Annotated in this window: 28 protein-coding genes and 1 pseudogene; 19 read left to right on the forward strand and 10 right to left on the reverse strand. The window is 73.0% G+C overall.

What is annotated here, in order from left to right:
- The first annotated feature begins 13 nt into the window (after positions 1 to 13).
- The 12 genes from ACZ7HQ_RS09890 (at position 14) to ACZ7HQ_RS09945 (ending at position 8,080) form a co-directional block, all read left to right on the forward strand.
- Complete coding sequence (locus ACZ7HQ_RS09890) at positions 14 to 1,861, forward strand: transketolase (protein ID WP_470986888.1); 1,848 nt, start codon at positions 14 to 16, stop codon at positions 1,859 to 1,861.
- Positions 1,858 to 2,793, forward strand: a complete 936-nt coding sequence (gene ligD / locus ACZ7HQ_RS09895; RefSeq protein ID WP_470986890.1) for a non-homologous end-joining DNA ligase — start codon at positions 1,858 to 1,860, stop codon at positions 2,791 to 2,793. The genes ACZ7HQ_RS09890 and ligD overlap by 4 nt, the downstream gene beginning before the upstream one ends.
- Before the next feature lie 55 nt (positions 2,794 to 2,848).
- Positions 2,849 to 3,220 carry a gas vesicle protein GvpO gene (locus ACZ7HQ_RS09900; RefSeq protein ID WP_470987145.1) on the forward strand — a complete coding sequence of 124 codons (372 nt, stop codon included), beginning with the start codon at positions 2,849 to 2,851 and terminating at the stop codon, positions 3,218 to 3,220.
- A gap of 67 nt (positions 3,221 to 3,287) precedes the next feature.
- Entirely contained in the window at positions 3,288 to 3,716 is a 429-nt protein-coding gene (locus tag ACZ7HQ_RS09905; RefSeq protein ID WP_470986891.1) for a gas vesicle structural protein GvpA, read from the forward strand.
- A complete protein-coding gene (locus ACZ7HQ_RS09910) occupies positions 3,713 to 4,480 on the forward strand; it encodes a GvpL/GvpF family gas vesicle protein (protein WP_470986892.1) in 768 nt (255 codons plus the stop codon). Before ACZ7HQ_RS09905 ends, ACZ7HQ_RS09910 begins: the two co-directional genes overlap by 4 nt.
- A 33-nt stretch (positions 4,481 to 4,513) precedes the next feature.
- Positions 4,514 to 4,771, forward strand: a complete 258-nt coding sequence (locus tag ACZ7HQ_RS09915; protein ID WP_470986894.1) for a gas vesicle protein GvpG — start codon at positions 4,514 to 4,516, stop codon at positions 4,769 to 4,771.
- Between the two features lie 2 nt (positions 4,772 to 4,773).
- A complete protein-coding gene (locus ACZ7HQ_RS09920; protein WP_470986896.1) occupies positions 4,774 to 5,403 on the forward strand; it encodes a DNA primase in 630 nt (209 codons plus the stop codon).
- The gene (locus ACZ7HQ_RS09925) at positions 5,400 to 6,515 is read left to right on the forward strand and encodes an SRPBCC family protein (RefSeq protein ID WP_470986898.1); all 1,116 of its coding nucleotides are present in this window, start codon (positions 5,400 to 5,402) and stop codon (positions 6,513 to 6,515) included. Before ACZ7HQ_RS09920 ends, ACZ7HQ_RS09925 begins: the two co-directional genes overlap by 4 nt.
- Entirely contained in the window at positions 6,512 to 6,847 is a 336-nt protein-coding gene (locus ACZ7HQ_RS09930) for a gas vesicle protein (RefSeq protein WP_351244477.1), read from the forward strand. The genes ACZ7HQ_RS09925 and ACZ7HQ_RS09930 overlap by 4 nt, the downstream gene beginning before the upstream one ends.
- Positions 6,844 to 7,605, forward strand: coding sequence for a GvpL/GvpF family gas vesicle protein (locus tag ACZ7HQ_RS09935; RefSeq protein WP_470986900.1), 762 nt, complete (start codon positions 6,844 to 6,846; stop codon positions 7,603 to 7,605). The genes ACZ7HQ_RS09930 and ACZ7HQ_RS09935 overlap by 4 nt, the downstream gene beginning before the upstream one ends.
- On the forward strand, positions 7,602 to 7,811 hold the full coding sequence (locus ACZ7HQ_RS09940; RefSeq protein WP_470986902.1) for a gas vesicle protein: 210 nt from the start codon (positions 7,602 to 7,604) through the stop codon (positions 7,809 to 7,811). Before ACZ7HQ_RS09935 ends, ACZ7HQ_RS09940 begins: the two co-directional genes overlap by 4 nt.
- Positions 7,808 to 8,080: a gas vesicle protein K gene (locus tag ACZ7HQ_RS09945; protein WP_470986904.1), complete on the forward strand. Its 273-nt coding sequence runs from the start codon at positions 7,808 to 7,810 to the stop codon at positions 8,078 to 8,080. Before ACZ7HQ_RS09940 ends, ACZ7HQ_RS09945 begins: the two co-directional genes overlap by 4 nt.
- 7 nt (positions 8,081 to 8,087) lie before the next feature.
- On the opposite strand, the gene ACZ7HQ_RS09950 is transcribed toward ACZ7HQ_RS09945, so the two are convergent.
- The 3 genes from ACZ7HQ_RS09950 to ACZ7HQ_RS09960 all read right to left on the reverse strand — a co-directional run bounded on the left by ACZ7HQ_RS09950 (position 8,088) and on the right by ACZ7HQ_RS09960 (position 10,742).
- Positions 8,088 to 8,258 carry a hydrophobic protein gene (locus ACZ7HQ_RS09950; RefSeq protein WP_470986906.1) on the reverse strand — a complete coding sequence of 57 codons (171 nt, stop codon included), beginning with the start codon at positions 8,256 to 8,258 and terminating at the stop codon, positions 8,088 to 8,090.
- 56 nt (positions 8,259 to 8,314) lie between these two features.
- The gene (locus tag ACZ7HQ_RS09955) at positions 8,315 to 9,136 is read right to left on the reverse strand and encodes a class I SAM-dependent methyltransferase (protein WP_470986907.1); all 822 of its coding nucleotides are present in this window, start codon (positions 9,134 to 9,136) and stop codon (positions 8,315 to 8,317) included.
- A gap of 112 nt (positions 9,137 to 9,248) precedes the next feature.
- Positions 9,249 to 10,742: a phosphatase PAP2 family protein gene (locus ACZ7HQ_RS09960; protein ID WP_470986909.1), complete on the reverse strand. Its 1,494-nt coding sequence runs from the start codon at positions 10,740 to 10,742 to the stop codon at positions 9,249 to 9,251.
- 81 nt (positions 10,743 to 10,823) lie between these two features.
- On the opposite strand from ACZ7HQ_RS09960, the gene ACZ7HQ_RS09965 reads away from it, so the two are divergent.
- Complete coding sequence (locus ACZ7HQ_RS09965; RefSeq protein WP_470986911.1) at positions 10,824 to 11,480, forward strand: histidine phosphatase family protein; 657 nt, start codon at positions 10,824 to 10,826, stop codon at positions 11,478 to 11,480.
- A gap of 25 nt (positions 11,481 to 11,505) precedes the next feature.
- Here the strand turns inward: ACZ7HQ_RS09965 and ACZ7HQ_RS09970 are convergent, their stop codons facing one another.
- The gene (locus tag ACZ7HQ_RS09970; RefSeq protein ID WP_470986913.1) at positions 11,506 to 12,291 is read right to left on the reverse strand and encodes an alpha/beta fold hydrolase; all 786 of its coding nucleotides are present in this window, start codon (positions 12,289 to 12,291) and stop codon (positions 11,506 to 11,508) included.
- A gap of 110 nt (positions 12,292 to 12,401) precedes the next feature.
- Between ACZ7HQ_RS09970 and ACZ7HQ_RS09975 the strand changes: the two genes are divergently transcribed.
- Entirely contained in the window at positions 12,402 to 14,021 is a 1,620-nt protein-coding gene (locus tag ACZ7HQ_RS09975) for an ABC-F family ATP-binding cassette domain-containing protein (RefSeq protein ID WP_470986914.1), read from the forward strand.
- 139 nt (positions 14,022 to 14,160) lie between these two features.
- Positions 14,161 to 14,480, forward strand: a pseudogene (locus tag ACZ7HQ_RS09980) (DUF6158 family protein).
- Positions 14,481 to 14,573: 93 nt separating this feature from the next.
- Here ACZ7HQ_RS09980 and ACZ7HQ_RS09985 read toward each other — a convergent pair.
- The 4 genes from ACZ7HQ_RS09985 to ACZ7HQ_RS10000 are packed head-to-tail and all read right to left on the reverse strand — an operon-like array spanning position 14,574 to position 17,962.
- Complete coding sequence (locus ACZ7HQ_RS09985) at positions 14,574 to 15,116, reverse strand: type 1 glutamine amidotransferase domain-containing protein (RefSeq protein ID WP_470986916.1); 543 nt, start codon at positions 15,114 to 15,116, stop codon at positions 14,574 to 14,576.
- A 5-nt stretch (positions 15,117 to 15,121) separates the two neighbouring features.
- A complete protein-coding gene (locus ACZ7HQ_RS09990; RefSeq protein WP_470986918.1) occupies positions 15,122 to 15,775 on the reverse strand; it encodes a diguanylate cyclase in 654 nt (217 codons plus the stop codon).
- On the reverse strand, positions 15,772 to 16,149 hold the full coding sequence (locus ACZ7HQ_RS09995; protein ID WP_470986920.1) for a DUF2795 domain-containing protein: 378 nt from the start codon (positions 16,147 to 16,149) through the stop codon (positions 15,772 to 15,774). The genes ACZ7HQ_RS09990 and ACZ7HQ_RS09995 overlap by 4 nt, the downstream gene beginning before the upstream one ends.
- A gap of 16 nt (positions 16,150 to 16,165) precedes the next feature.
- Positions 16,166 to 17,962 (reverse strand): thiamine pyrophosphate-requiring protein, encoded by a 1,797-nt coding sequence (locus tag ACZ7HQ_RS10000; RefSeq protein WP_470986922.1) that lies wholly within the window; start codon positions 17,960 to 17,962, stop codon positions 16,166 to 16,168.
- Positions 17,963 to 18,365: 403 nt separating this feature from the next.
- Here ACZ7HQ_RS10000 and ACZ7HQ_RS10005 point away from each other — a divergent pair, with 403 nt between their 5' ends.
- The 3 genes from ACZ7HQ_RS10005 (at position 18,366) to ACZ7HQ_RS10015 (ending at position 21,651) form a co-directional block, all read left to right on the forward strand.
- Complete coding sequence (locus ACZ7HQ_RS10005; RefSeq protein ID WP_470986923.1) at positions 18,366 to 19,031, forward strand: hypothetical protein; 666 nt, start codon at positions 18,366 to 18,368, stop codon at positions 19,029 to 19,031.
- Between the two features lie 242 nt (positions 19,032 to 19,273).
- Positions 19,274 to 20,530, forward strand: coding sequence for an aminotransferase class I/II-fold pyridoxal phosphate-dependent enzyme (locus ACZ7HQ_RS10010; RefSeq protein WP_470986925.1), 1,257 nt, complete (start codon positions 19,274 to 19,276; stop codon positions 20,528 to 20,530).
- Positions 20,527 to 21,651, forward strand: a complete 1,125-nt coding sequence (locus ACZ7HQ_RS10015) for an MBL fold metallo-hydrolase (protein WP_470986927.1) — start codon at positions 20,527 to 20,529, stop codon at positions 21,649 to 21,651. Before ACZ7HQ_RS10010 ends, ACZ7HQ_RS10015 begins: the two co-directional genes overlap by 4 nt.
- A gap of 3 nt (positions 21,652 to 21,654) precedes the next feature.
- Here the strand turns inward: ACZ7HQ_RS10015 and ACZ7HQ_RS10020 are convergent, their stop codons facing one another.
- Positions 21,655 to 22,275: a DedA family protein gene (locus tag ACZ7HQ_RS10020; RefSeq protein ID WP_470986929.1), complete on the reverse strand. Its 621-nt coding sequence runs from the start codon at positions 22,273 to 22,275 to the stop codon at positions 21,655 to 21,657.
- The gene (locus tag ACZ7HQ_RS10025) at positions 22,272 to 23,045 is read right to left on the reverse strand and encodes an MBL fold metallo-hydrolase (protein WP_470987146.1); all 774 of its coding nucleotides are present in this window, start codon (positions 23,043 to 23,045) and stop codon (positions 22,272 to 22,274) included. The genes ACZ7HQ_RS10020 and ACZ7HQ_RS10025 overlap by 4 nt, the downstream gene beginning before the upstream one ends.
- Positions 23,046 to 23,129: 84 nt before the next feature.
- On the opposite strand from ACZ7HQ_RS10025, the gene ACZ7HQ_RS10030 reads away from it, so the two are divergent.
- Positions 23,130 to 23,564, forward strand: coding sequence for a hypothetical protein (locus ACZ7HQ_RS10030; RefSeq protein ID WP_470986930.1), 435 nt, complete (start codon positions 23,130 to 23,132; stop codon positions 23,562 to 23,564).
- Positions 23,565 to 23,603: the final 39 nt, after the last annotated feature.

Raw genomic sequence — 23,603 nt, forward strand, 5'->3', positions numbered from 1 at the left:
TGCAAGGAGACTCATGAACACCGCCGAACTCGCCGAACTGGGACAGCAGTTGCGCGTGGACAGCGTGCGGGCGTCCGCCGCCGCGGGATCCGGGCACCCCACGTCCTCGATGTCCGCCGCCGACCTGATGGCCGTCCTCCTCGCGAACCACCTGCGCTACGACTTCGAACGCCCCGAACACCCGGCCAACGACCGCTTCGTGCTGTCCAAGGGACACGCCTCGCCCCTGCTGTACGCCGCGTACAAGGCGGCCGGTGCCGTCGAGGACGGCGAGCTGCTCACCTTCCGCAGGATCGGCAGCCGGCTCGAAGGGCACCCGACACCCCGGCGGCTGCCCTGGGTGGAGACGGCCACCGGATCCCTCGGCCAGGGCCTGCCCGTCGGCGTCGGTATCGCCCTCGCCGGAAAGCGCCTGGACCGCACGGGCTACCGGGTGTGGGTGCTGTGCGGCGACAGCGAGCTGGCGGAGGGCTCGGTGTGGGAGGCCGCCGAACACGCCGGCCACGAGCACCTGGACAACCTGATCGCGATCGTGGACGTCAACCGGCTCGGCCAGCGTGGCCCCACCCGGCACGGCCACGACCTGGACGCCTACGCCCGCCGCTTCCAGGCCTTCGGCTGGCACACCGTCGAGATCGACGGCCATGACGTCGACAAGATCGACCGGGCCTACGGCGAGGCGCTGTCCACGACCGGGCAGCCCGTCGTGATCCTCGCCCGCACCCTGAAGGGCAAGGGCGTCGCCGCCGTCGAGGACCTCGAGGGCCACCACGGCAAGCCGCTGCCGGACGCCGAGGAGGCCATCGCCGAACTCGGCGGCCCGCGCGAGGTGCACGTCCGGGTGAGCGAGCCGCCGGCCGCCGCCGCGCTGCGCGACCTGACCACCGAGGTGCTCCAGCTCCCGCGCTACGAGGAGGGCGACCAGGTCGCGACCCGGGACGCCTTCGGCGCGGCCCTCACCGCGCTCGGCACCGCGCGGGGCGACGTCGTCGCCCTGGACGGCGAGGTCGGCGACTCCACCCGCACCGGGGAGTTCGCCAAGGCGCACCCCGAGCGGTTCTTCGAGTGCTACATCGCCGAGCAGCAGCTGGTCGCCGCGGCCGTCGGCATGGCCACGCGGGGCTGGCTGCCGTACGCCTCCACGTTCGCCGCGTTCCTCACCCGCGCCCACGACTTCGTGCGGATGGCGTCCATCAGCGGCTCCGGCATCAACCTGGTCGGCTCGCACGCCGGTGTCGCGATCGGACAGGACGGGCCCTCCCAGATGGGTCTGGAGGACCTGGCGATGTTCCGGGCCGTGTACGGCTCGACCGTGCTGTACCCGTGCGACGCCAACCAGACCGCCCGGCTGGTCACAGCCATGGCCGGCCTCGACGGCATCCGCTACCTGCGCACCTCGCGCGGCAAGACACCGGTGATCTACGGCCCCGACGAGGAGTTCCCGGTGGGCGGCAGCAAGACGCTCCTGACCAGCGAGGAGGACCGGCTGACGGTCGTCGCGGCCGGTGTCACCGTGCCCGAGGCGCTGGCCGCGGCCGACCGGCTCGCCGAGGACGGCATCCGGGTGCGGGTGATCGACCTGTACTCGGTCAAGCCGGTCGACGTGGACACGCTGCGCCGGGCCGCCGAGGAGACCGGCTGTCTGCTCACCGTGGAGGACCACCATGCCGAGGGCGGCCTCGGCGACGCGGTCGCGGAGGCCTTCGGGGACGGCCGGCCCGTGCCCCGGCTGGTGCGGCTCGCGGTGCGGACCATGCCTGGCTCGGCCGCGCCCGACGAGCAGCTGCACGCGGCCGGCATCGACGCCGTGGGCATCGCGGCCGCCGCCAAGCTGCTGGTGGAGGAGGCGGTCGTGCGATGAGTGACCCCGACGCGCGGACCCTGTGGGCGGGCCGCCGGTCGGTCGCGATCCAGCGGCCCGGGAAGGTGCTCTTCCCGGGCCGCGGGGGCGCGAAGGAGTACACCAAGGGCGACCTCGCCGACTACTACCGGAGCATCGCCCCCTTCCTGCTGCCGCACCTGCGGGGCCGGCCGCTGATGCTGGAGCGGTATCCGGACGGCGTCGACGGACCGCGGTTCATGCAGAAGAACGCCCCGGAGCACTATCCGGACTGGATCAAGCGGGTCGAGGTCGCCAAGGAGGGCGGCACGGTCACACACGTCGTGTGCGACGACACCGCCACTCTCCTGCACCTCGCCGACCAGGCCTGTCTCACCCTGCACCGCTGGCTCTCGCGCACCGACCGGGCGGGCGGCGCCGATCACCCCGACCGGCTGGTCTTCGACCTCGATCCGTCCGGCGACGACTTCGCCCGGGTCCGCGAGGCGGCAGGCTGGCTGAGGGAGCTGCTGGACGAGCTGGGGCTGCCCGCCGCGCCCATGACCACCGGCTCGCGCGGTCTCCATCTGGTCGTCCCCCTGAACGGCCGTCACGACTTCGACGAGGTACGCGAATTCGCCCACGCTGTGGCCGAGTTGGCCGAGTCCCGGCATCCGGACCGGCTCACCACCGCGGCCCGCAAGCAGAGCCGCGGCGACCGTCTCTACCTCGACGTGCAGCGCAACGCCTACGCACAGACCGCCGTCGCCCCCTACACCGTCCGGGCCCGCCCCGGCGCCCCCGTCGCCGTACCCCTCGCCTGGGAGCAGCTGGACGACCCCGGGCTCGACGCCCGCCGGTGGACGATCGCCGACGCCGTAGACCAGGCCCGCACCGACCCCTGGGCCGGGCTGCCGAGCCGCGGGCGCGCCCTGGGTCCGGCCCGGCGGCGCCTCGCGGACATCCGGTCCTGAAGATTCCCGAAGGTTTGGCCATGGGATGAGAGGCCACCCGCAGAGAGAGGTGGCCATGTCGAACACAAAAGACACATCCCAATCACAGAGTTCACAGGAAACCCAAGACTCACAGGAGTCACAGAACGACACGCGGAGCAAGGCGGACGAGCGACGGCCGGCGCCCATCGAGGTGCTGCGCCAGGCACGTACCCAGCTCGCCGAACTCACCGGGCTCGCCCCTGAGTCGGTGACCTCCTTCGAGCAGACCGAGGACGGATGGGCGCTCGAGGTGGAGGTCCTCGAACTCGCGAGGGTGCCGGACACGATGAGCCTGATGGCGAGCTACCAGGTCGATCTCGACCAGGACGGGCAGCTCACCGGCTACCGGCGCGTTCGCCGATACGAACGCGGGCGCGCCGACGCGCGCCGACCGGGCGGCCGGTAGGCCGCCCCGCCTGCCGCGTCCGCGCAGCCACCGTGGCACCGACTACTCACGAGGAGGAACGGCCGGCATGACCGTAGTCCCGGCACAGCAGACCGGAGGCGGAGGCGGCAGCAGCGGCCTCTACGACGTACTCGAACTGGTCCTGGACAGGGGACTGGTCATCGATGCCTTCGTGCGTGTCTCCCTGGTCGGCATCGAGATCCTGAAGATCGACGTCCGGGTCGTGGTGGCCAGCGTCGACACCTACCTGCGGTTCGCCGAGGCGTGCAACCGCCTCGACCTGGAGGCGGGTCCCCACAAGAGCCCCGGACTGCCCGACCTGGTCGGCGAGGTCACCGAATCCGGTGCTCGCGGCAAGTCCAAGGGCGCGCTGTCCGGAGCCGCGGAGACCATCTCGGACGCCTTCAAGCAGGCCCGCGAGGAGGGCGGCGAGGCCCGCGAGGCCCGGCCCCGCCCCCGTAAGTCCACGGCCCGCCGGAAGGAGGAACAGGAGTGAGCACCTACGTCTACGGGATCACCGCCCGCTCGCACCCGGCCCTGCCCGAGGGGATGGCCGGCGTGGGCGAGCCGGCCCGGCCGGTACGGGTCCTCACGGCCGGCGAGCTGGCCGCCGTGGTCAGCGACGCCCCCGAAGGGCTGCGGCCCAAGCGCCGGGACCTGCTCGCGCACCAGAACGTGCTCGCCGAGACCGGCGCGGCCGGATGCGTGCTGCCCATGCGGTTCGGGAACCTGGCCCCCGACGACGACAGCGTCGTCCAGGTGCTCGGCGAACGCGCGGAGCACTACCTGGAGCGGCTGAAGGCCCTGGACGGCAAGGTCGAGTACAACGTCAAGGCCAACCACGTCGAAGAGGCCGTCCTGCACCGGGTGATGGCCGAGGACGCGGAGATCCGCACCCTCGCCGAGGCCAACCGGCGTGCGGGTGGCGGCGGTTACGACGACAAGCTGCGCCTCGGCGAGATGGTCGCGGCCGCCGTCAAGGCCAAGGAGGCCGAGGACGCCGCCGCGGTGCAGACCGAGCTGGAGCCGTCCGCCGCCGCGGTCAGCGCCGGCCCGCAGTCCACCGGCTGGCTGCTCAACGTCTCGTTCCTGGTGTCCCGGGACGCCGCCGAGGACTTCCTGGCCGCCGCCGAACGGGTGCGCGCCGGCCACCCCCATCTCGAACTGCGCGTCAACGGCCCGCTGCCGCCGTACAGCTTCGTCGAACCCGGCCCCGCCCAGCCTGCGGCCGACCCCGCGGCCGCGGACACCGGGGCGTAGACGACGGGGCGGCCCGGACGGAGGGAGGAGTCCATGGGACTGATCAAGGAAGTGCTGCTGCTGCCGTTCGCACCGGTACGCGGCAGCGGATGGGCGATCGGCCAGGTGCTCCGTGAGGCGGAACGGATCTACTACGACCCCGCCACCGTACGGGCCGAACTCGCCCGACTCGAAGAGCAGCTGGAGGCGGGGGAGATCAGCGAGGAGGAGTTCGACCGGCGGGAGGACGAACTGCTCGACCGGCTGGAGACCGCCCTGCGCTCCGGCTACACCACTGGCGACGGGACGTGATGATGAACCGCACGGCACTGGGCCTCGCCGTAGGGGCCGGCTACATGCTCGGACGGACCAAGAAACTGAAAATGGCGCTCGCGGTCGGCTCCCTGGTCGCGGGCAAGAAGCTGAACCTCGGTCCCGGGGCGCTCGCGGCGATGGCGCGGCAGCAGCTGCGCGACAACCCGCAGTTCAAGGAGATCGGCGATCAGCTGCGCGAGGACCTCAGGGGCGTCGGCAAAGCCGCGTCCGGGGCCATGGTGGAGCGGCAGATGAGCGCGCTCGCCGACCGGTTGCACGACCGCACCTCCCAGGTGCACGACCAGCTCTCCGGGGCACTGCCGGCCGGCGGTTCCCACGAGGAACAGGAGGAGCAGGGCGAGCAGGAGGAGAACGGCGACCGCGAGGCGCGCAAGGAGAACGATCGCGAGGCGCCGCAGGACGCCGACCGCGAGGAGCGGGAGGACGGGCCGTCCGGCAAGAAGGCGGCCAGGAAAGCTCCGCCGAAGACGGCCGCCGCCAAGAAGGCCGTGGCGAACAAGACGGCCCCCGCGAAGAAGGCGGCGGCCAGGAAGACCGGCGGCGCCCGCAAGACGGCGGGGAAGAAGGCGGCCGGCACCCGGCAGTCCAAGGGTGGTGAGGAGCGATGACCGAGACCCTGGGGTCGGCCACGTCCGCGGCCGGCAAGGCCACGGGCGCGGCCAAGGACAACCCGCTCGCCGACCTCGCCCACAGCGAGGCCGCCGACCGGCTCAAGGCCGAGGCCCAGGAGTACCTTTCGGCCCAGGCCCAGCGGCTGCTCAGCGGCCTCGGCCGCAAGCTCGGCGAGACCACCGTCAAGCTCAACGACATCGCCGAGGGCAACAGCCCCGGCTTCGCCAAGCTGGCACTCGACGGCGGTCGCAAGCTCGCCGAGGGCAAGGGGCCTCTGCGCTCCGCTCTGGAGCTGGGCGGTTCCCGCGTCAAGGAGAATCTGATGAACGCGGTCGGAAACCTGGGCGGCAGCAAGGGCAAGAAGGGCAGCGCGGGCAAGAAGCCCACCGTGATCATGGAGTCCATCGACGTCGGCGTGCCCCTGCGCACCGCCTACGACCAGTGGACCCAGTACAAGGACTTCAGCAGCTTCGCCAAGGGCGTCAAGAGTGCGAACCGCGCCGACGACACCCACTCCGACTGGCAGGCGAAGATCTTCTGGTCCAGCCGCAGCTGGAAGGCGAAGACCACCGAACAGATACCCGACTACCGCATCCAGTGGACGTCGGAGGGCGCCAAGGGCACCACCAAGGGCGTGGTCTCCTTCCACCGGCTGGAGGAGAACCTCACCCGCGTCCTGCTCCTCATCGAGTACTACCCGACCGGCCTGTTCGAGAAGACGGGCAACATCTGGCGCGCCCAGGGCCGCCGGGCCAGGCTGGACCTGAAGAACTTCGCCCGTTTCATCACCATGAAGGGAGAGGCGGAGGACGGCTGGCGCGGCGAGATCCGCGACGGCGACGTGGTCCGCAGCCACGAGGACGCGGTGGCGGAAGAGGAGGAAGAGCCCGAGGAGCCCCGCGCCGAGGACGAGGAAGAAGAGGAAGAGGGGGAGCCCGAGGAGTACGAGAACGAGGAGGAGAACGAGGAGGAACCGGAGGAGGACGAGGAGGATCAGGAGGGCGAGGACGAGGAGCCGTACGAGGGCGAGTACGAGGAAGAAGACGAGGAGGGTGAGGAAGACGAGGAAGAGGAGCCCGAGTACGCCGAGCGCGGGAGCCGTCGATGACGACGCCCAGCCGGTTCCCCGAGCCGTACGGCCACAGCAGCGGAGCCAACCTCGCCGACATCCTGGAGCGCGTGCTCGACAAGGGTGTGGTGATCGCGGGTGACATCCGGATCAATCTGCTCGACATCGAACTGCTGACCGTCAAGCTGAGGCTCATCGTCGCCTCGGTCGACAAGGCCAAGGAGATGGGGATCGACTGGTGGGAGAGCGACCCGGCCCTCTCGTCGCGGGCCCGCCGCGACGAGCTGACCCGGGAGAACGCCGAGCTGAGAGAGCGGCTGGCCCGGCTGGAGGAGCTGGAGCCTGGCCATGTGCCGAAGGAGGCCCCATGACCGGACTGCGCTACGTCTACGCCGTCTGCCGCCCCTTCGGGACGCCCCTGCAGTCCCAGCTCACGGGAGTCGGGGGCGCTCCGCCGGGGCTGCTGCACCACCACGGGCTGGTCGCGGTGGTCAGCCAGGTTCCGGAGGCCGACTTCAGCGAGGAGGCCCTCAAGGCCCACCTGGAGGACCTGGACTGGCTGGCCGCGACCGCCCGCGCCCACCAGGGCGTGATCGACGCCCTCACCACGGTCACCACCCCGCTGCCGCTCAGGCTCGGCACCGTCTTCCGGGACTGCAGCGGGGTGCGCTCGATGATCGAGGCCCGCGAGGACGACTTCCGGCGCATCCTCGAGCGGCTGGAGGGCCGCGTCGAGTGGGGCGTGAAGGTGTACCTGGAGCCGGAGCCCGCCGAGCCCGCGCCCGCCGTCGCCGCGAAGCCCGGCAGCGGCCGGGACTATCTGCGCCGGCGGCGCGAGAGCACCCACGCCCAGGAGGCGAAATGGCAGCACGCCGAGGTGTTCGCCCGGTCGCTGCACGAACGCCTTTCCCGGCTCGCCGAGGAATCCCGGCTGCACCCCCCACAGAATTCCGCGCTTTCCACGACTCCCGGACATAACGTTCTCAACGCCGCTTATCTGGTGCCCCGTATGCATTCCGAGGAATTCGTGGAAATGGTGGACCGGACAAAGGACGAGGCGCCCGGAATCCGAGTGGAACTCACCGGACCCTGGGCCGCCTATTCGTTCACGGGGGAGGCTCAGTCGTGACCGTCGTGGAACGGCGCGAGATCGCACTCGTCGACCTGCTCGACCGGCTGCTGGCCGGCGGAGTCGTCATCACCGGCGACATCACCCTCAGGATCGCGGACGTCGACCTGGTCCGCATCGACCTGAACGCCCTGATCAGCTCGGTGAACGAGTCGGTCCCCTCACCCTTCGAACTGGTCGTCCCATCCTCCGAGGAGGTCATGTGACCCCGCGCAACCGGCTCGACCTGGAACCCGACACGGTCGAGCGCGACCTGGTGAAGCTGGTGCTCACCGTGGTGGAACTGCTGCGTCAGCTCATGGAGCGGCAGGCCGTGCGCCGCTTCGACACCGGTGACCTCAGCGAGGAGCAGGAGGAACGGATCGGGCTCACCCTGATGCTCCTGGAGGAGCGGATGGCCGAGCTGTGCGAGCGCTACGGACTGCGGCCCGAGGACCTGAATCTGGACCTCGGGCCGCTGCTGCCGCGCGACTGACCTCATGTCACCATCGGTACCAGCGGCTCCGGCCGCCACCGGCGTCCGTGCTGCGGACCAGGAACCCCAGCAGCCAGATGACCAGTACGGCCAGGGCGATCCACCAGAGTATCTTCACCGCGAATCCGACCCCGAAAAGGACGAGCGCCAGAAGCAGTACCAGCAGGATGGGAACCATAGTTTTGACCTCCTGCAATCCGGGTTTCCCGAAATCCGGGAATCAGACTTCTTCCGTCAGGCGTCTTTACGGCACAGAATCTCTCCGTGCAGGACGGCGAACCAGCCGTCCTCCCGCCGCCCCCACTCCCGCCAGGCCTCGGACACGGCCCGCAGCTGCTCCTCGGTCGCGTGCCCGCCCCGGGTGGCCCGGTCCGCGTACGCGGAGGCCAGCGTGCGGTCCGCCCACAGGCCGCTCCACCAGGACCGCTCCTCGGGCGTGGCGAACGTCCAGGTGCTGGAGGTGGCCGTGACGTCCCGCAGCCCGGCGGCCAGCGCCCACGCCTTCAGCCGGCGCCCGGCGTCGGGCTCACCGCCGTTCGCGCGCGCCACCCGCCCGTACAGGTCCAGCCAGTCCTCCAGCCCCGGCACCGCCGGATACCAGGTCATCGCCGCGTAGTCCGCGTCGCGTACGGCGATGAACCCGCCCGGCCTCGTCACCCGGTGCATCTCACGCAGCGCCTGCACCGGGTCGCCGACGTGCTGCAGCACCTGGTGGGCGTGGACCACGCAGAAGGTGTCGTCCGGGTGGTCCAGGGCGTGCACGTCGGCGACCGCGAAGTCCACGTTGCCCAGGCCGCGCGCGGCGGCGGTGGCCCGGGCCTGCTCCAGGATGCCCGGCGCGTGGTCGACGCCGGTGACATGGCCGTCGGGAACCCGCTCCGCCAGGTCGGCGGTGATGGTCCCGGGCCCGCAGCCGATGTCCAGGATCTTCATGTGGGGCTTCAGGGAGCCGAGCAGATAGGCCGCGGAGTTCTCGGCGGTCCGCCAGGTGTGCGACCGCAGCACCGACTCGTGGTGCCCGTGCGTGTAGACGGCGGTCTCCTGCGCTTTCGGCATGACGGCTCCCCTTCACCCTCGTCGCCCGCGGCAGGGCGGGCCGGTACGCAGCACCGTACGCGCGCACCCCGAATAATGAGATCCAGGTTTCGCGATATGGACTGACGTACTGTCAGATGCGGGTGCGCAGCGGGCGGTACACCGTCAGGGCCTCCGGCAGCTTCTCCAGGGTCACCTCGCCCGACACCGACGTCACCTCGCCGTCGTAGGCCAGCGGGGTGCCCGGCGCGATCCCGGTCAGCCGGAGCCGGTTCACCTGCACCGCCGCATGGGCCGGGGACCGGGTCAGCGGGCCCGCCGCGGCGGCGGCCAGCAGCCGCAGCGCCGGCCGGCGGCTGCCGTGCACCACCCGGACGTCCAGCAGCCCGTCCGCGAGATCGGTACGCCGGCCCGGCGCGAGCCCCATGCGGTGGTAGACGCCGTTGCCGACGAACAGCAGCCACAGCGGCCGCCGCCGACCGCCGAGCTCCACCTCCAGCGGATGCCGGTCCGCGCGCAGCACCCGCAGCGCGCCCAGCAGTCCGGCCGGCCATCCGCCGATCCGGTGCGACCAGCGGTCCCGCACCCGCACCAGCTCCGGGTAGACGCCCAGGCTCAGCGTGTTCAGGAACAGGCCCCCGCCGTCGCCGGTGCCGTACCGGGCCGCGTCCACCCGCACCGCCTCGCCGTGCCGGACCGCACGAGCCAGAGCCCGTTCGTCCTCCACGCCCAGGTCGTAGGCGAAGTGGTTGAGGGTGCCGCCGGGCAGCACCGCGAGCGGCAGGCCGTGCCGCAGGGCGATCCCGGCTGCCGTGTTCACCGTGCCGTCGCCGCCGCACACGCCCAGCGCCCGGGCGCGTGCCGCCGCCTTCGCCAGCTCGTCACCGACGTCCTCGGGCGCACACTCGACGATCTCCGCCCTCGGCAGCGCCGCCCGCAGCGCCCGGACCCGGTCCGCGGTACCCGAGCCCCGGTTGGCGACCATCACCAGACCGTCGCCCTCCGGCAGCGCGGGCGCCTCGGCACGCGGCCGGGCCGGCCGCCGCATCTGGGCGCGGGTCGGCACCAGCCGCCGTACCAGGAAGGCCGCGCCCGCGCCGAGCACCGCCCCGGCCAGCACGTCGCTCGGGAAGTGCACCCCCGTGTACACCCGGGAGGCCGCCACCGAGAACGCCACCGGCGCCACCGCCGCGCCCCACGCCGGGGACTCCAGCGCGACCCCGGTCGCGAACGCGGCGGCCGACGCGGCGTGCCCGGACGGGAAGGACGTGGTGATCGGCTGCCGCTTCAGCTGCCGCACCAGCGGCACCGGGTCCAGCACCGGCCGAGCCCGGCGCACCGAGCGTTTGCCGATCGTGTTGATGGCCAGCGAGGCCACGCTGAGCGAGGCCAGGCCCCGGGCGGCCGCCCGGCGGGCCCTCGGGGTGCGGCTCGCGGCCATCGCGGCGGCCGTCGCGAACCACAGCACCCCGTGGTTCGCGCCGCGGCTGAGACGGGGCAGCACCTGCTCGGCGCCGGGCCAGTGCCAGGCGGCGGCCGCCTCGAACAGCCGGCCGTCCAGATCGAGCAGCCGGCACAGAGGGCTGCGGCCGGTCGTACGGGCAGTCAGGTCCAGGTCTGGGCTCATGGGGTGCGGTTACCCTGAAGTGCCCGTTTCTTGTGCCTGCCTGCGCCGGGCGGCCGACCGGCGCGTAAGGAGTTCCCCCGGATGCGCCTGCTCCTCGTCCGCCACGGTGAGACCCCGTCCAACGTGCACCATCTGCTGGACACCGCCGTGCCCGGACCGGGACTGACCCCGCTCGGCCGGGCGCAGGCCGCCGCCCTGCCCGAAGCGCTCGCCGACGAGGACATCGAGGCCCTCTACGCCTCCACGCTGCTGCGCACCCGGCTCACCGCCGCACCGCTGGCCGCCGCCCGGAGCCTCGCCGTGACCGTCCGCGACGGCATCCGCGAGGTGTCCGCGGGAGACCTGGAGATGCTGCCCGGCGAATCCCCCGAGGGCCGGGAGTACATGCGCACGGTGTTCGCCTGGGCCGCCGGCGAGACCGCGATGCGCATCCCCGGCGGGGAGAGCGGCGACGAGGCCCTCGCCCGGTACGACGCGGTCGTCGCCGAGGCCGCCGCGAGCGGTGCGGACACGGTCGCCCTGGTCAGCCACGGTGCCGCGATCCGCATGTGGACCGCGGCCCGCGCCGACAACGTCGACATCGCCTTCGCCGCCGCCCGCCCCCTGAAGAACACCGGCGTGGTGATCCTCGAGGGCTCCCCGTCCGACGGCTGGAAGGCCCTGTCCTGGGAGGGCGCCACGGTGGAGCCGGCGGGAGCGGGCGGTCCGGCGGGGGTGCCGGTGGACGCGGCCGGATGAGGCGCTCGCGTCGGGTGGGCAGGCCCTAACGCTCCAGGAACGGGATCAGTACCGCGACGAGGTCGGCGGGCGCGTCCAGCGCGATCAGGTGACCGGCGGTGGGGAACTCGACCAGGGCGGCACCGGGAATCTCGGCGGCGTAGCGCCGTGCGATGTCCTGGAAGTCGGCGATGTCCAGCTTGCCGACGCCGACCAGCGTGGGGACGGAGACGGCGGCCAGGTCCCCGGTCGCAGGCCCCCGGGAGTGCTCCGCCACCCTCTCCTGGTTCGCCAGTGACGTCCGCATCGGCTCGCGGAGCCGGTCGGCCAGGCCGGCGGCGACGTCCTCCCAGCTCCGGGCGGGCCCGCGCAGCCACATGTCCAGGTTGATCCGGACGGCCGCGTCCAGGTCGCCCGACGCGAGGGCGGCCGTCTCCGCCTCGTCGTAGGCGACCATCTCCGCGGACCAGTGGTATCCCGGCCACGGCGGTGCGAGCACCGCCAGCGACCGCACCCGGTCCGGGGCGGTGAGAGCGAGGTCCACGGCCACGCGGCCGCCCCAGGAGGCGCCGACGAGCCCGACCCGTTCGTGACCCAGGTGGTCCAGCAGCCGGCGCAGGTCGTCGGCGTCGTCGAACGGGCCGGTCGGGACCGCGGACTCACCGAAGCCGCGCAGGTCGTAGCGGATGACGGTGTGCCGCTCGGCGAGGGCCGGCACGACGGCGTCCCACATGCGGTGGTCGGCGACGCCCGCGTGCACGAGGACGACGGGAGGTCCGTCGCCCGCCACGTCGTAGGAAAGGTGACCGCGGTCATCAAGGAGAGTGAGCATCCGCCGATGATCACAGCACGCGGGCGCCCGCGCCACCCGATAGGCGCCGGACAGCAGTCGCCGGATAACGGTTTGCCCGCGGGGGAGGCCACCCCGGAGAATGCCGCCCCATGGGACATCTGGAAGCCGCGCACCTCGAGTACCACCTCCCCGACGGGAGGACCCTGCTCGGGGACGTGTCCTTCCGGGTCGGCGAAGGCGCCGCCGTCGCACTGGTCGGGCCGAACGGCGCCGGCAAGACGACCCTGCTCCGGCTGATCTCCGGCGAGCTGAAGCCGCACGCCGGCACCGTCACCGTCAGCGGCGGCCTCGGCGTCATGCGCCAGTTCGTGGGCTCCGTCCGCGACGAGACGACCGTACGCGACCTGCTCGTGTCCGTCGCCCCGCCCCGCATCCGCGAGGCCGCCCAGGCGGTCGACAGGGCCGAGCACGCCCTCATGACCGTCGACGACGAGGCCGCCCAGCTGGCCTACGCGCAGGCCCTCGCCGACTGGGCCGAGGCGCGCGGCTACGAGGCCGAGACCCTGTGGGACATGTGCACCACCGCCGCCCTCGGCGTGCCCTACGAGAAGGCACAGTGGCGCCTGGTCCGCACCCTCTCCGGCGGTGAGCAGAAGCGCCTCGTGCTGGAGGCACTGCTGCGCGGCACCGACGAGGTGCTGCTGCTGGACGAGCCGGACAACTACCTGGACGTGCCCGGCAAGCGGTGGCTGGAGGAGCAGCTGAGGGAGACCCGCAAGACGGTCCTGTTCGTCTCCCACGACCGGGAACTCCTCGCCCGCGCCGCCGAGAAGATCGTCTCCGTGGAGCCGGGACCGGCCGGCGCCGACGCCTGGGTGCACGGCGGCGGCTTCGCCACCTACCACGAGGCCCGCCGGGAACGCTTCGCCCGCTTCGAGGAACTGCGCCGCCGCTGGGACGAGAAACACGCCCAGCTGAAGAAGCTGGTTCTGAGCCTTCGGCAGGCCGCGGCCGTCAGCCACGAGCTGGCCTCCCGGTACGCGGCCGCCCAGACCCGCCTGCGCAAGTTCGAGGAGGCCGGACCGCCCCCGGAGCCGCCGCGCGAGCAGGACATCACCATGCGCCTGAAGGGCGGCCGTACCGGAGTCCGGGCCGTCACCTGCGAGCGACTCGAACTGACCGGCCTGATGAAACCCTTCGACCTGGAGGTCTTCTACGGCGAACGGGTTGCCGTCCTCGGCTCCAACGGCTCCGGCAAGTCGCACTTCCTGCGCCTGCTGGCCGGCGAGGACGTCACCCACACGGGCGAGTGGAAGCTCGGCGCACGCGTCGTGCCCGGCCACTTCGCGCAGACCCACGCGCACCCCGAACTCCAGGGCCGCACCCTGCTCGACATCCTGTGGAAGGACCACGCCCAGGACCGGGGCGCGGCCATGTCGAGGCTGCGCCGCTACGAACTGACCCAGCAGGCCGAGCAGTCCTTCGACCGGCTCTCCGGCGGCCAGCAGGCCCGCTTCCAGATCCTGCTGCTGGAACTGGCGGGCGTCACCGCACTCCTGCTGGACGAGCCGACCGACAACCTCGACCTGGAGTCGGCCGAAGCCCTCCAGGAGGGCCTGGAGGCCTTCGAGGGCACGGTGCTCGCCGTCACCCACGACCGCTGGTTCGCCCGCTCCTTCGACCGCTACCTGGTCTTCGGCAGCGACGGCCACGTCCGCGAGACCCCGGAACCGGTCTGGGACGAGCGCCGCGTGTCACGCGTCCGCTAGGGCCCGTCCGGCGGACCGGGCCGGCTCAGGGGCGAGCAAGGGCGGCACGCGCATGCGGAGGCCCGGGTCCCCGGATGTTCGTACAGTGGACTCAGGAACGCGAGCTCCACGGATTCCTCCCGGAAACCGCTCGGGGGCGGTGCACGCCGGGCGGGACCCGGCCGGGACCCACGGACACGGACACGACGAGCGGGGCACCACATGACCGGAGTCGACCCCAGCCGGCTGGACGACCAGCAGCTCATGAAGGAGCTGGAGACGATCCACCGCACGCGCCACGACACCCTCCTCTACGGCTCCAACGACGCCCTGCGCACCCACAACGAGCGCATGGCGCAGCTGGAGGGCGAGTATCTGCGCCGCAACCCGCGCCGCACGGTCAGCGCGGGCCGCACCCGCGAGGGCGCCCGTGACCGCCACTGCGCCGAGGCGGCGACTCCGGACGCGTCCGGCACCTGACCCGGCCCGGCCGGACCAGGGGCGGGCACACGCGAGGGCCGGCCCGCGCGGGCCGGCCCTCCACGAGATGCCCCGGTCGGTGAGATGCCCGGGTCAGCCGGGCTCCCCGGCGAACACGTGCAGGAACGCGTCGCAGAACGCCTTCAGATCGTCCGGCTTGCGGCTGGTCACCAGCTGGTTGGAGCCGTGGTCGCAGATCTTCACCTGCTCGTCCACCCAGGTGCCGCCCGCGTTGCGGATGTCCGTCGCAAGGCTCGGCCAGGACGTCAGCACCCGGCCCCGTACGACGTCCGCCTCCACCAGCGTCCACGGCGCGTGGCAGATCGCCGCGACCGGACGGCCCTGGTCGAAGAAGCCCTTCACGAACGCCACGGCCTTGTCGTCCATGCGGAGAAAGTCGGGGTTGGCCACGCCGCCGGGCAGCACCAGACCCCCGAACGACCCCGCCGACGCCTCGCCGACCACCTCGTCCACGTCGAACGTGTCGGCCTTGTCGAGATGGTTGAACGCCTGGATCTTCCCCGGCTCCGTCGACACCAGCACCGGCTCGTGCCCGGCATCGGAGGCCGCCTTCCACGGCTCGGTCAGCTCGATCTGCTCGACGCCCTCGGGCGCCACGAGAAACGCGATACGCATGATGATCAGTTCCCTTTCAGTTTCCTCAGCGCGGACCTGTGGGCGCGGGCACGCCCCTTCCGCGCCTTGGCGGCCCGCCGGCAGCGCAACAGCTCCTCGCCGTACGGCAGCAGCACGAAGGCGCCGATCGCCACGCCGATGCCCGCGAGATAGCCGGGCGACAGCGGGCGCCGGCGCGGCAGCAGCCGCCAGGCGTCCGGATCCCCGCGCCCGCCCCGCAGCAACGACCGCACCTGATCGGCGTGCAGGCACATCAGCGAGACGAGAGCGCCGAGCGGCAGCGCCTCCAGAAAGCTGTGGATGTGCTGCTCGACGGGCCTGACGTCCCGGTCGCTGTCGACGGCCGTACGCACGTCCCACAGCGCCGTCGCCTCGTGCACGGCCGCCGCCCCGAGCTGCCCGCTCAGCAGCAGCGGATTGACCCGGTAGCGCAGGGTCAGCGCGATCGGCAGACCGATCTCCGCCATCATCAGCGCGTGGATCAGCGACTCCTTCGTCCCCGCCGTGTCCTCGATCCGGGTCCGCCGGTGCATCATCCAGTCGGCGAGCCCCGGCACGAACCAGCCGGGCAGCAGCCCGTACAGCAGGAACCGGGTGGTCGCGACGTCGACGTCGACGCCGGCACCGCTTGCGATCTCGGCCGCCTGGCCCCGCCTCATGCGCCGCCCGCCAGCGCCTCGGCCAGCTGCTGGACGTTCGCGTAACGGGCCGAGTGCGGCAGCCCCCCCACCGCGTCGACCAGCCCGGCCGGCGCGTTGCGCCGGCGCAGCATCCGAGCCAGGTCCCGCCCGGTCGCCGGGAAGCAGCTGCGGCTCAGCGTCCTCGCCAGCTCGGTACGCACCCGCTCCAGCGACGCCGGAGACCCGAGGCCACCCACGGGGCCGCTCCACACCTCCGGGTCGTCGTCCGCGGCCGGTTCCGGATCGTGCCACTCCTCCACACGCGTCGGATGGCCGGACCTCAGCAGGCCCTGCAGTTCGTGTTTCATCTCGTCGTCCCGGTGGACGCTCAGCCGGTCACTGCCTCGCTGCATCTTTCCCTCCAGGGGGCTAGCGCTTGTCCTTGCCGGGCAGGAACTCCTGCACCTTTGCCTTCAGCCCCTGCTTGACCATGGAGCCGCGGTCGGCGTCGCCCTTCAGGATCGACGTGGCCGTCGCCTCCATCTGCTCCCAGGTGGCGTGCGGCGGGATCGGCGGTACGGCCGGGTCGGTGAGGAACTCGACCACCGCGGGCCCGTCGGCCTCCAGAGCCGCCCGCCAGCCCGCCTCGACGTCCTCCGGCTTCTCCACCCGGATCCCCGTCAGACCCAGCGACCGGGCGAACGCCGCGTACTGCACGTCCGGGATCGACTGCGACGGCAGGAACGACGGCGCGCCCTCCATCGCCCGCATCTCCCACGTCACCTGGTTCAGGTCCTGGTTGTTCCACACGCCCACCACCAGCCGCGGATCCGACCAGCGGTCCCGGTACTTCGCAGCCGTGATCATCTCCGCCAGGCCGTTCATCTGCATGGCGCCATCGCCGACCAGCGCGAACACCGGCCGGTCCGGATGCGCGAACTTCGCGCCGATCGCGTACGGCACACCCGGCCCCATCGTCGCCAGCGTCCCGGACAGCGAACCGCGCATGCCCGGCCGCATCGTGATGTGCCGCGCGTACCAGTTGGCCACCGACCCGGAGTCCGAGGTCAGGATCGCGTTGTCCGGCAGCAGCGGATCCAGCGCCCGGGCCACGTACTCCGGGTTGATCGGATCGGCCGACAGGCCGGCCCGCCGCTCCATCACCTCGTGCCAGCGCTTCACTTCGGCGCACACCGTGTCGTACCACTCGCGCCCGCCCCGGTCGCTGTCCAGCAACGGGATCAGCCGCCGCAGCGTCGCCTTCGCGTCACCGACGAGGTTCACCTCGTACGGGAAACGCATGCCGATCATGTGCGCGTCGATGTCGATCTGCACGCCCCGCGCCTTGCCGAAGTCCGGCATGAACTGCGTGTACGGGAACGACGAACCGATCGTCAGCAGCGTGTCGCAGTCCCGCATCAGCTCGTACGACGGCCTGCTGCCCAGCAGCCCGATCGGCCCGGTGACGTACGGCAGTTCGTCACTGAGCACGTCCTTGCCGAGCAGCGCCTTGGCGACCCCCGCGCCGAGCAGCTCGGCGATCTCCTGCACCTCCGCGACCGCCCCGGCCGCACCCTGCCCGACGAGGATCGCCACCTTGTCGCCCTCGTTCAGCACGTCCGCCGCGCGGCGCAGCGCCTCGTCCGTCGGGGTCGCCGTGTAGTCACTCATGCCCAGGCTGGACGGCACCATCTTGAACTCGTGCGTCGGCGGCGAGTAGTCCAGCTCCTGCACGTCGGCCGGGATGATCAGCGCCGTCGGGCAGCGCCGCGCGTACGCGGTACGGATCGCCCGGTCCAGCACGTTCGGCAGCTGCTCGGGCACCGTCACCGTCTCCACGAACTCGGACGCGACGTCCTTGTACAGCGTGTGCAGATCGACTTCCTGCTGGTACGAGCCACCCATCGCGGTCCGGTTGGTCTGGCCGACGATCGCCAGCACCGGCACATGGTCCAGCTTCGCGTCGTAGAGGCCGTTGAGCAGATGGATGGCACCCGGCCCCGAGGTCGCCGCGCACACCCCGAGGCGGCCGCCGAACTTCGCGTACCCCACCGCCTCGAAGGCGGACATCTCCTCGTGCCGGGACTGGATGAACCGCGGCCTGTCCTCGGCACGGCCCCAGGCGGCGAGCAGCCCGTTGATGCCGTCGCCCGGATAGCCGAAGACCTGTTCCACGCCCCAAGCGCGCAGGCGCTCGAGGATGTGGTCGGAGACCTTGGTACTCATGGAGGAACCTCCCGGTGAGGTGCGAAGCGGACGATCCGGTCAGCAGATACCGAGTCACCTGCGCAAGGGACGGAAAACCTCGGAAACCCCGCCGGACCCCGGCCACCGCACCGGCGGCCGCGGTCTGTCACCCGGCCGGCCGTGCCCGTCCCGCGAATGGGGGCCGGCCGCGCGCGCCGCGCCGCCGCGGGCGCTGTGATGGCAGCGGGGGCACGCCCCGTGCCCCGTACCGCCGCGACACCGCCGGGCAGTGCCACCACCGCACGCCGGTCCCGGTGCCGGACGTACCGGCGTTCCTGTGCCGGACGCCCTGGCGTACCGGTACCCCGGATGCACCGCCTGCCCGGTGTCCGGCGTACCACCGCCGCCGACCGCCCCGCCGTGCCCGCCGAGGAGCCGCACCATGCGCCGCACCGCCCGTGCCCTGTCCACAGCCCTCATAGCCGGTGCCGCGTTCGCCCTGGCCGGCCACGCCGCGCCCGCCGCCGATGCCGGCCCCGGAACCGCGTCCCCGTCCCGGACCGCCGGCCCCGTGTCCCCCACCGGGGCCGTCGCCCGGGGCGGCGACACCGGCCCGTGCGGTCCGGAGTCCTGCCTGGGCTCGGACGGCACCGGGTGCAAGACGGGAGGAGGAGCAGAGGGAGGTGGGGGAGGAGGGGGAGGAGAAGGAGCGGACTGCGGGGGCGGTGGTGCCGCGTGCAAGGCCGGGGAGGACTGCCAGGGCGGTGCGGACTGCAAGGCCGGGGAGGCGTGCTCCGGGCGGAACCCGTGCCGTGACGGAGGCCGGTGCGACGGCGACGTCGGCAGTGAGGGGTGCGACGCCGGCGGCGACTGCGCCGACGACGGCCACAGCTGCGGCAGCCCCGACGACCGGCAGGCCCACGACACCGACGGATGCGCTCCCGTCGGCGCGCAGCACGGAGTCGAGGCCGGCCGGGGCGGCAGCTTCACCGACTCGGTCCCCGCGCTCGCCTCGGGCGCCGCCCTCATCGCCGTGGCCTGCGGCGGAGCCGGCTACCGGCTGTACGGCCGCCGCCGCGCACCCGCGGACCGGCCCACGGACGTGTGACCGGCGCGACGCCCGGCACCCCCATGGACGGCCGCCCGGCGGGTACACACCCTCACGAGGACACCGGCAAGCGGCGCCCACACCAGCCGACACCACGGGCCACGGACACCCCCGTCCGCGGGGACGCACCACCGGACCACCCACGAGACACACCACCTGACAGCCCACGACGACACAGCCCGCCCCGGCCGTACGACACCCGCCCGGGCGGCACACGGCACCCGGAGTGCGCGGAGGCGGACATGCGGCGGACGGATCCCGAGGGGCACGGCCCCGTCCGCTACGGGCCACCCCTGCCCGGCGACGGACTGCCCGTACTGCCCGAACTCACCGCCGTACTCGCCGCCGCGGCGAGCCGCTCCGACGCCCAGCCCGTCGGCGGCGCCCCCGCCCTCCTCGAAGCGGCCTGCGGCTACTGGACCCGGCGCGGCCTGCCCACCGTCCCCGACCAGGTGGCCGCCGGCCCCGGTGCCCCCGCGCTGCTGCTCGCCCTCACCGCCGCGCTCGCCTCGGACGGCTCCGACGTCCTCGTGCCCCGCCCCTGCGCCGCCTGGTGGGCCCCGTACGCCCGTATCCTCGGCCGGCCCGCCTACCACGTGCCCACACCCGCCGAGAGCGGCGGCGTCCCCGACCCCTACGCCCTGCTGGAGACCGTGCGCCGGGTCCGCGCCGAGGGCGGCGACCCCCGGCTGCTCGTCCTGTCCGTCGCCGACGATCCGACGGCCACCGTCGCCCCGCCCGAACTGCTCCACGAGACCGTCGAGGCCGCCACCGCCGAAGGGCTGCACCTGGTCAGCGACGAGACCTGGCGCGACACCCTGCACCACCCGCACGACACCGTCCTGCTCAGCCCCGCCGAGATGCGGCCCGACCAGGTCACCGTCGTCACCGACCTCGCCGGATCCCTGCTGCCGCCCGGCTGGCCCGCCGCCGTCGCCCGGTTCCCGGCCACCGAACCCGGCGCGCACCTCCACGCGCGCGTGCTCGACATCCTCACCGCGCTCGGCGCCCGCGTCGCCGCACCCGTCGCCGCGGCCGCCGGCTACGCCCTCGACGAACCCCCGCCCGTCACCGAGCGCCGCGAGGCCGCCGTACGCCTGCACGCCCGCGTGGCCGCCGCCGCGCACTCCGCCGTCGTCGCCGCCGGCGGCCTCGCCCGCCCCCCGCAGGCCGGCCGCCACCTGTACGCCGACCTGGGCCCCCTGCGTGAACCCCTCGCCGCACAAGGCGTCGGCGACGCCCAGGAGTTGGAGGACCTCCTCACCGCCCGCCTCGGCATGCCCGCCCCCGGCGGCCACCGTTTCGGCGACGACCTCGGGGCGCTGCGCGTGCGACTCGCCACGGGTGCCCTGCTGGGCGGCACCGACGAGGAGCGCACGGAATGCCTCACCTCACCCGCACCGTTGGAACTGCCACACGTGCAACGCGCGTTGATCTCCTTGACGTCGGTCCTCGACGATCTCCGCGACGACGCTCAGCGATGGGAGCCTCCTCGATGACGCAGCAGACGCATGAGACCGAGACGCACGAACCCGAGACGACCGAACCCGGATCGGTCACGACGACCGCACCGACCACGACGACCGCCCCGCCCACGACTCTCGCACCGCGCCGCCCCCCTCTCACGCCCGCCCCCTCGGCACCCCCGTTCCCGCCCCTGGCCGAGCCCCGCCCCCTCGGCGAACACCGGGTGTGGCCCCGCACCTTCCACGACCGGCTCACCGCCCCGCTGCCCGGCCTGGGGGCCCTCGCCCGCTTCGCCCGCGAAGGCGCCGTACGCCCCGGCCGCGAGGGCCTCGCCGACGTGTCCCGGGTCCCCTGCGCCCCCGCCCCGCTGCCCCGCGTCGACTCCCGCACCCTCGCCGTCACCTGGGCCGGACACGCCAGCTGGATCGTCCGGATCGGCGGCCTGACCGTCCTCACCGACCCCGTCTGGTCCCAGCGCATCCTCGGCACCCCGGCCCGCATCACCCCCGTCGGCCTCCCCTGGGAGAGCCTGCCGCGCATCGACGCCGTCGTCATCAGCCACAACCACTACGACCACCTCGACGCCCCCACCCTGCGCCGACTCCCGCGCGACACCCCGGTGTTCGTACCGGCCGGACTCGGCCGCTGGTTCCTCCGCCGCCGCTTCACCCGCGTCACCGAGCTGGACTGGTGGGAGGGCGCCCAACTGGACGGTGTCCGCTTCGACTTCGTGCCCGCCCACCACTGGTCCAAGCGCACCCTCACCGACACCTGTCACAGCCTCTGGGGCGGCTGGGTCCTCACCGACACCGACGGACAGCGCCTGTACTTCGCCGGCGACACCGGGTACGGCCACTGGTTCTCCCGCATCGGCCGCCGCTACCCCGGCATCGACCTCGCCCTCATGCCCATCGGCGCCTACGACCCCCGCTGGTGGCTCAGCGACGTCCACTGCGACCCCGAGGAAGCCGTCCAGGCCACCCTCGACACAGGCGCCCGCCGCATGGCCCCCATGCACTGGGGCACCTTCGTCCTCTCGGCCGAGCCGGTCCTGGAACCGCTGACGAGGGTGCGGGCGGCATGGGAGAAGGCGGGGCTGGAGCGGGAGGACCTGTGGGACCTTCCGGTCGGTGCGTCAAAGGTGCTGGAGTGAACCTCACCCGGCAGCCCGGCTCCGCCGCCACACACCGGGCGCCGCACTGATCACCACGGTCAGGGCGACCGCCACCACCACACCCTCCCACGGCTCCTTGAACAACGAACCGCCCAGGATGCCGACCACCTGATACGTGGCCGCCCACGCGAGGCAAGCCGGCAGGTTTCCCCGCGCGAACCTCCGCAGCGGCCACTCCGCCATCAGACACGCCAGCATCACCGGTATCCGCCCCGCGGGGACCAGCCGGGACAACACCAGCACGGCCACCCCGTGCTCCGCCAGCTTCCCCCGCGCCTGCGCCAGCCGCTCCTTCGGCGCACGGGACCGGATCGCCTCCAGCCACCGCGACCCGTTCTTCGACCCCATCCCGCGCCGCCCCAGCCAGTACAGGACGACGTCCCCGAGGAACGCAGCCGCTGAAGCCGTCACGAACACCAACGCCAAGGAGAACGGCGCCGTCTGATGAAACGCCACCACCGCCGCGGAACTCACCAGCGCCCCGGTCGGCACGACCGGCACCAACGCCCCGAGAAACACCAGCAGGAACAGCGTCGGACAGCCGATCGCCTGCTGCGTGGACACGGGCGCCACGGCCCTCGACGCATCGGCGAGCCACGTCACCGCGCGACCTTCAGCCGCACACTCTCCCCGTGGCCCAGCTTGTGCACCGCCACCCCCGGCGCCGCCACGGCCGCCAGCCGCACGAACTCGTCGCCCGGCGCATGGAACTCGTGCGGGCGCACCGCGTCCATCCCGATCGGCCAGTACGTCCCGTAGTGCACCGGCACCGCCGCGCGCGGCGCCAGCCGCGCCAGCGCCCGCGCCGCCCGCCCCGCGTCCAGATGCCCCGACCCGAGATACGGCCCCCAGCCGCCGACCGGCAGCAGCGCCACGTCCACCGGCCCGACCCGCTCGGCCATCGCGTCGAACAGCCCCGTGTCCCCGGCGAAATACGTCCGCGCCTCACCCTCCACCACGAAACCGAGCGCGGGCGAGCGCTGCGGACCCACCGGCAGCCGCCGCCCGTCATGCAGCGCCGGCACCACCCGCACCAGCAGCTCACCGATCCGCACCACGTCCCCGGGCACCACCTCCGTCACCCGCAGCTGCCGCAGCCGGCGCAGGCCGGGCACCGCCCGTGGTGCGCCCTGGGGCACGAGCAGGCGCGTGCCCGGGGCGAGAGCCGCCAGCGAGGGCAGATGCAGATGGTCGGCGTGCAGATGCGAGACGAGCGCCACGTCCGCGCGACGGGCCTCGGGCGGCGGCGGGGCGCCCCGGCGCCGCCGCAGATGCGCCAGCCGGTGGGCGAACAGGGGATCGGTGAGCAGCCGTGTGTCCGCGTCCTGGACCGTGCAGGTGGCGTGACCCCACCAGGTGATCTCCACCGCCACCTTCTTCGCCTCCTTCACGCGACTCCCCGAAGCCTACGGGCAGGAGTAGGGTCGGCGACGAAACCCGGAGGTGAGGGGGACGCCATGGGACAGCTGCGGGGTTCTCCCGACCCGCTCGCGGCGGTGGTGCGGGTCACCGCCATCGCCAGCCTGACCCCCCTGGAAGAACTGGAAGCGGACCCCTTCCTCGTCGACTCCCGCAGCCAGCACGCCATGTGCGCCCGCTGGGCCGCCGAACGCGGATACGTCATCGCCCGCGAACTCCTCGTCGGCGGGCTGCGCTTCGACCACTGCGCCCTGTGGGACGGCGTCCGGCCCGGCGTGGACGTCTTCGTCGCGCCCAGCCTGCGCGTGCTCCGGCGCGCGGTGTCCTCGGTCGAGGCGTTCACCGCCGAGTGCGCCCGGCGCGGCGTGCGCGTGGAGACGGTGGGGCGGGCCGAGCCGTCGTACGACGCCCAGATGAAGGCCCGCGTGCACCGCCGCCTGTCCATGCCGACGGCCGGCTACGACGGCCGCTAGGGGCCGGCCGGTTACGACGGCCGCCAGGGGCCGGACGGT

Source organism: Streptomyces sp. NPDC037290 (assembly GCF_055603245.1).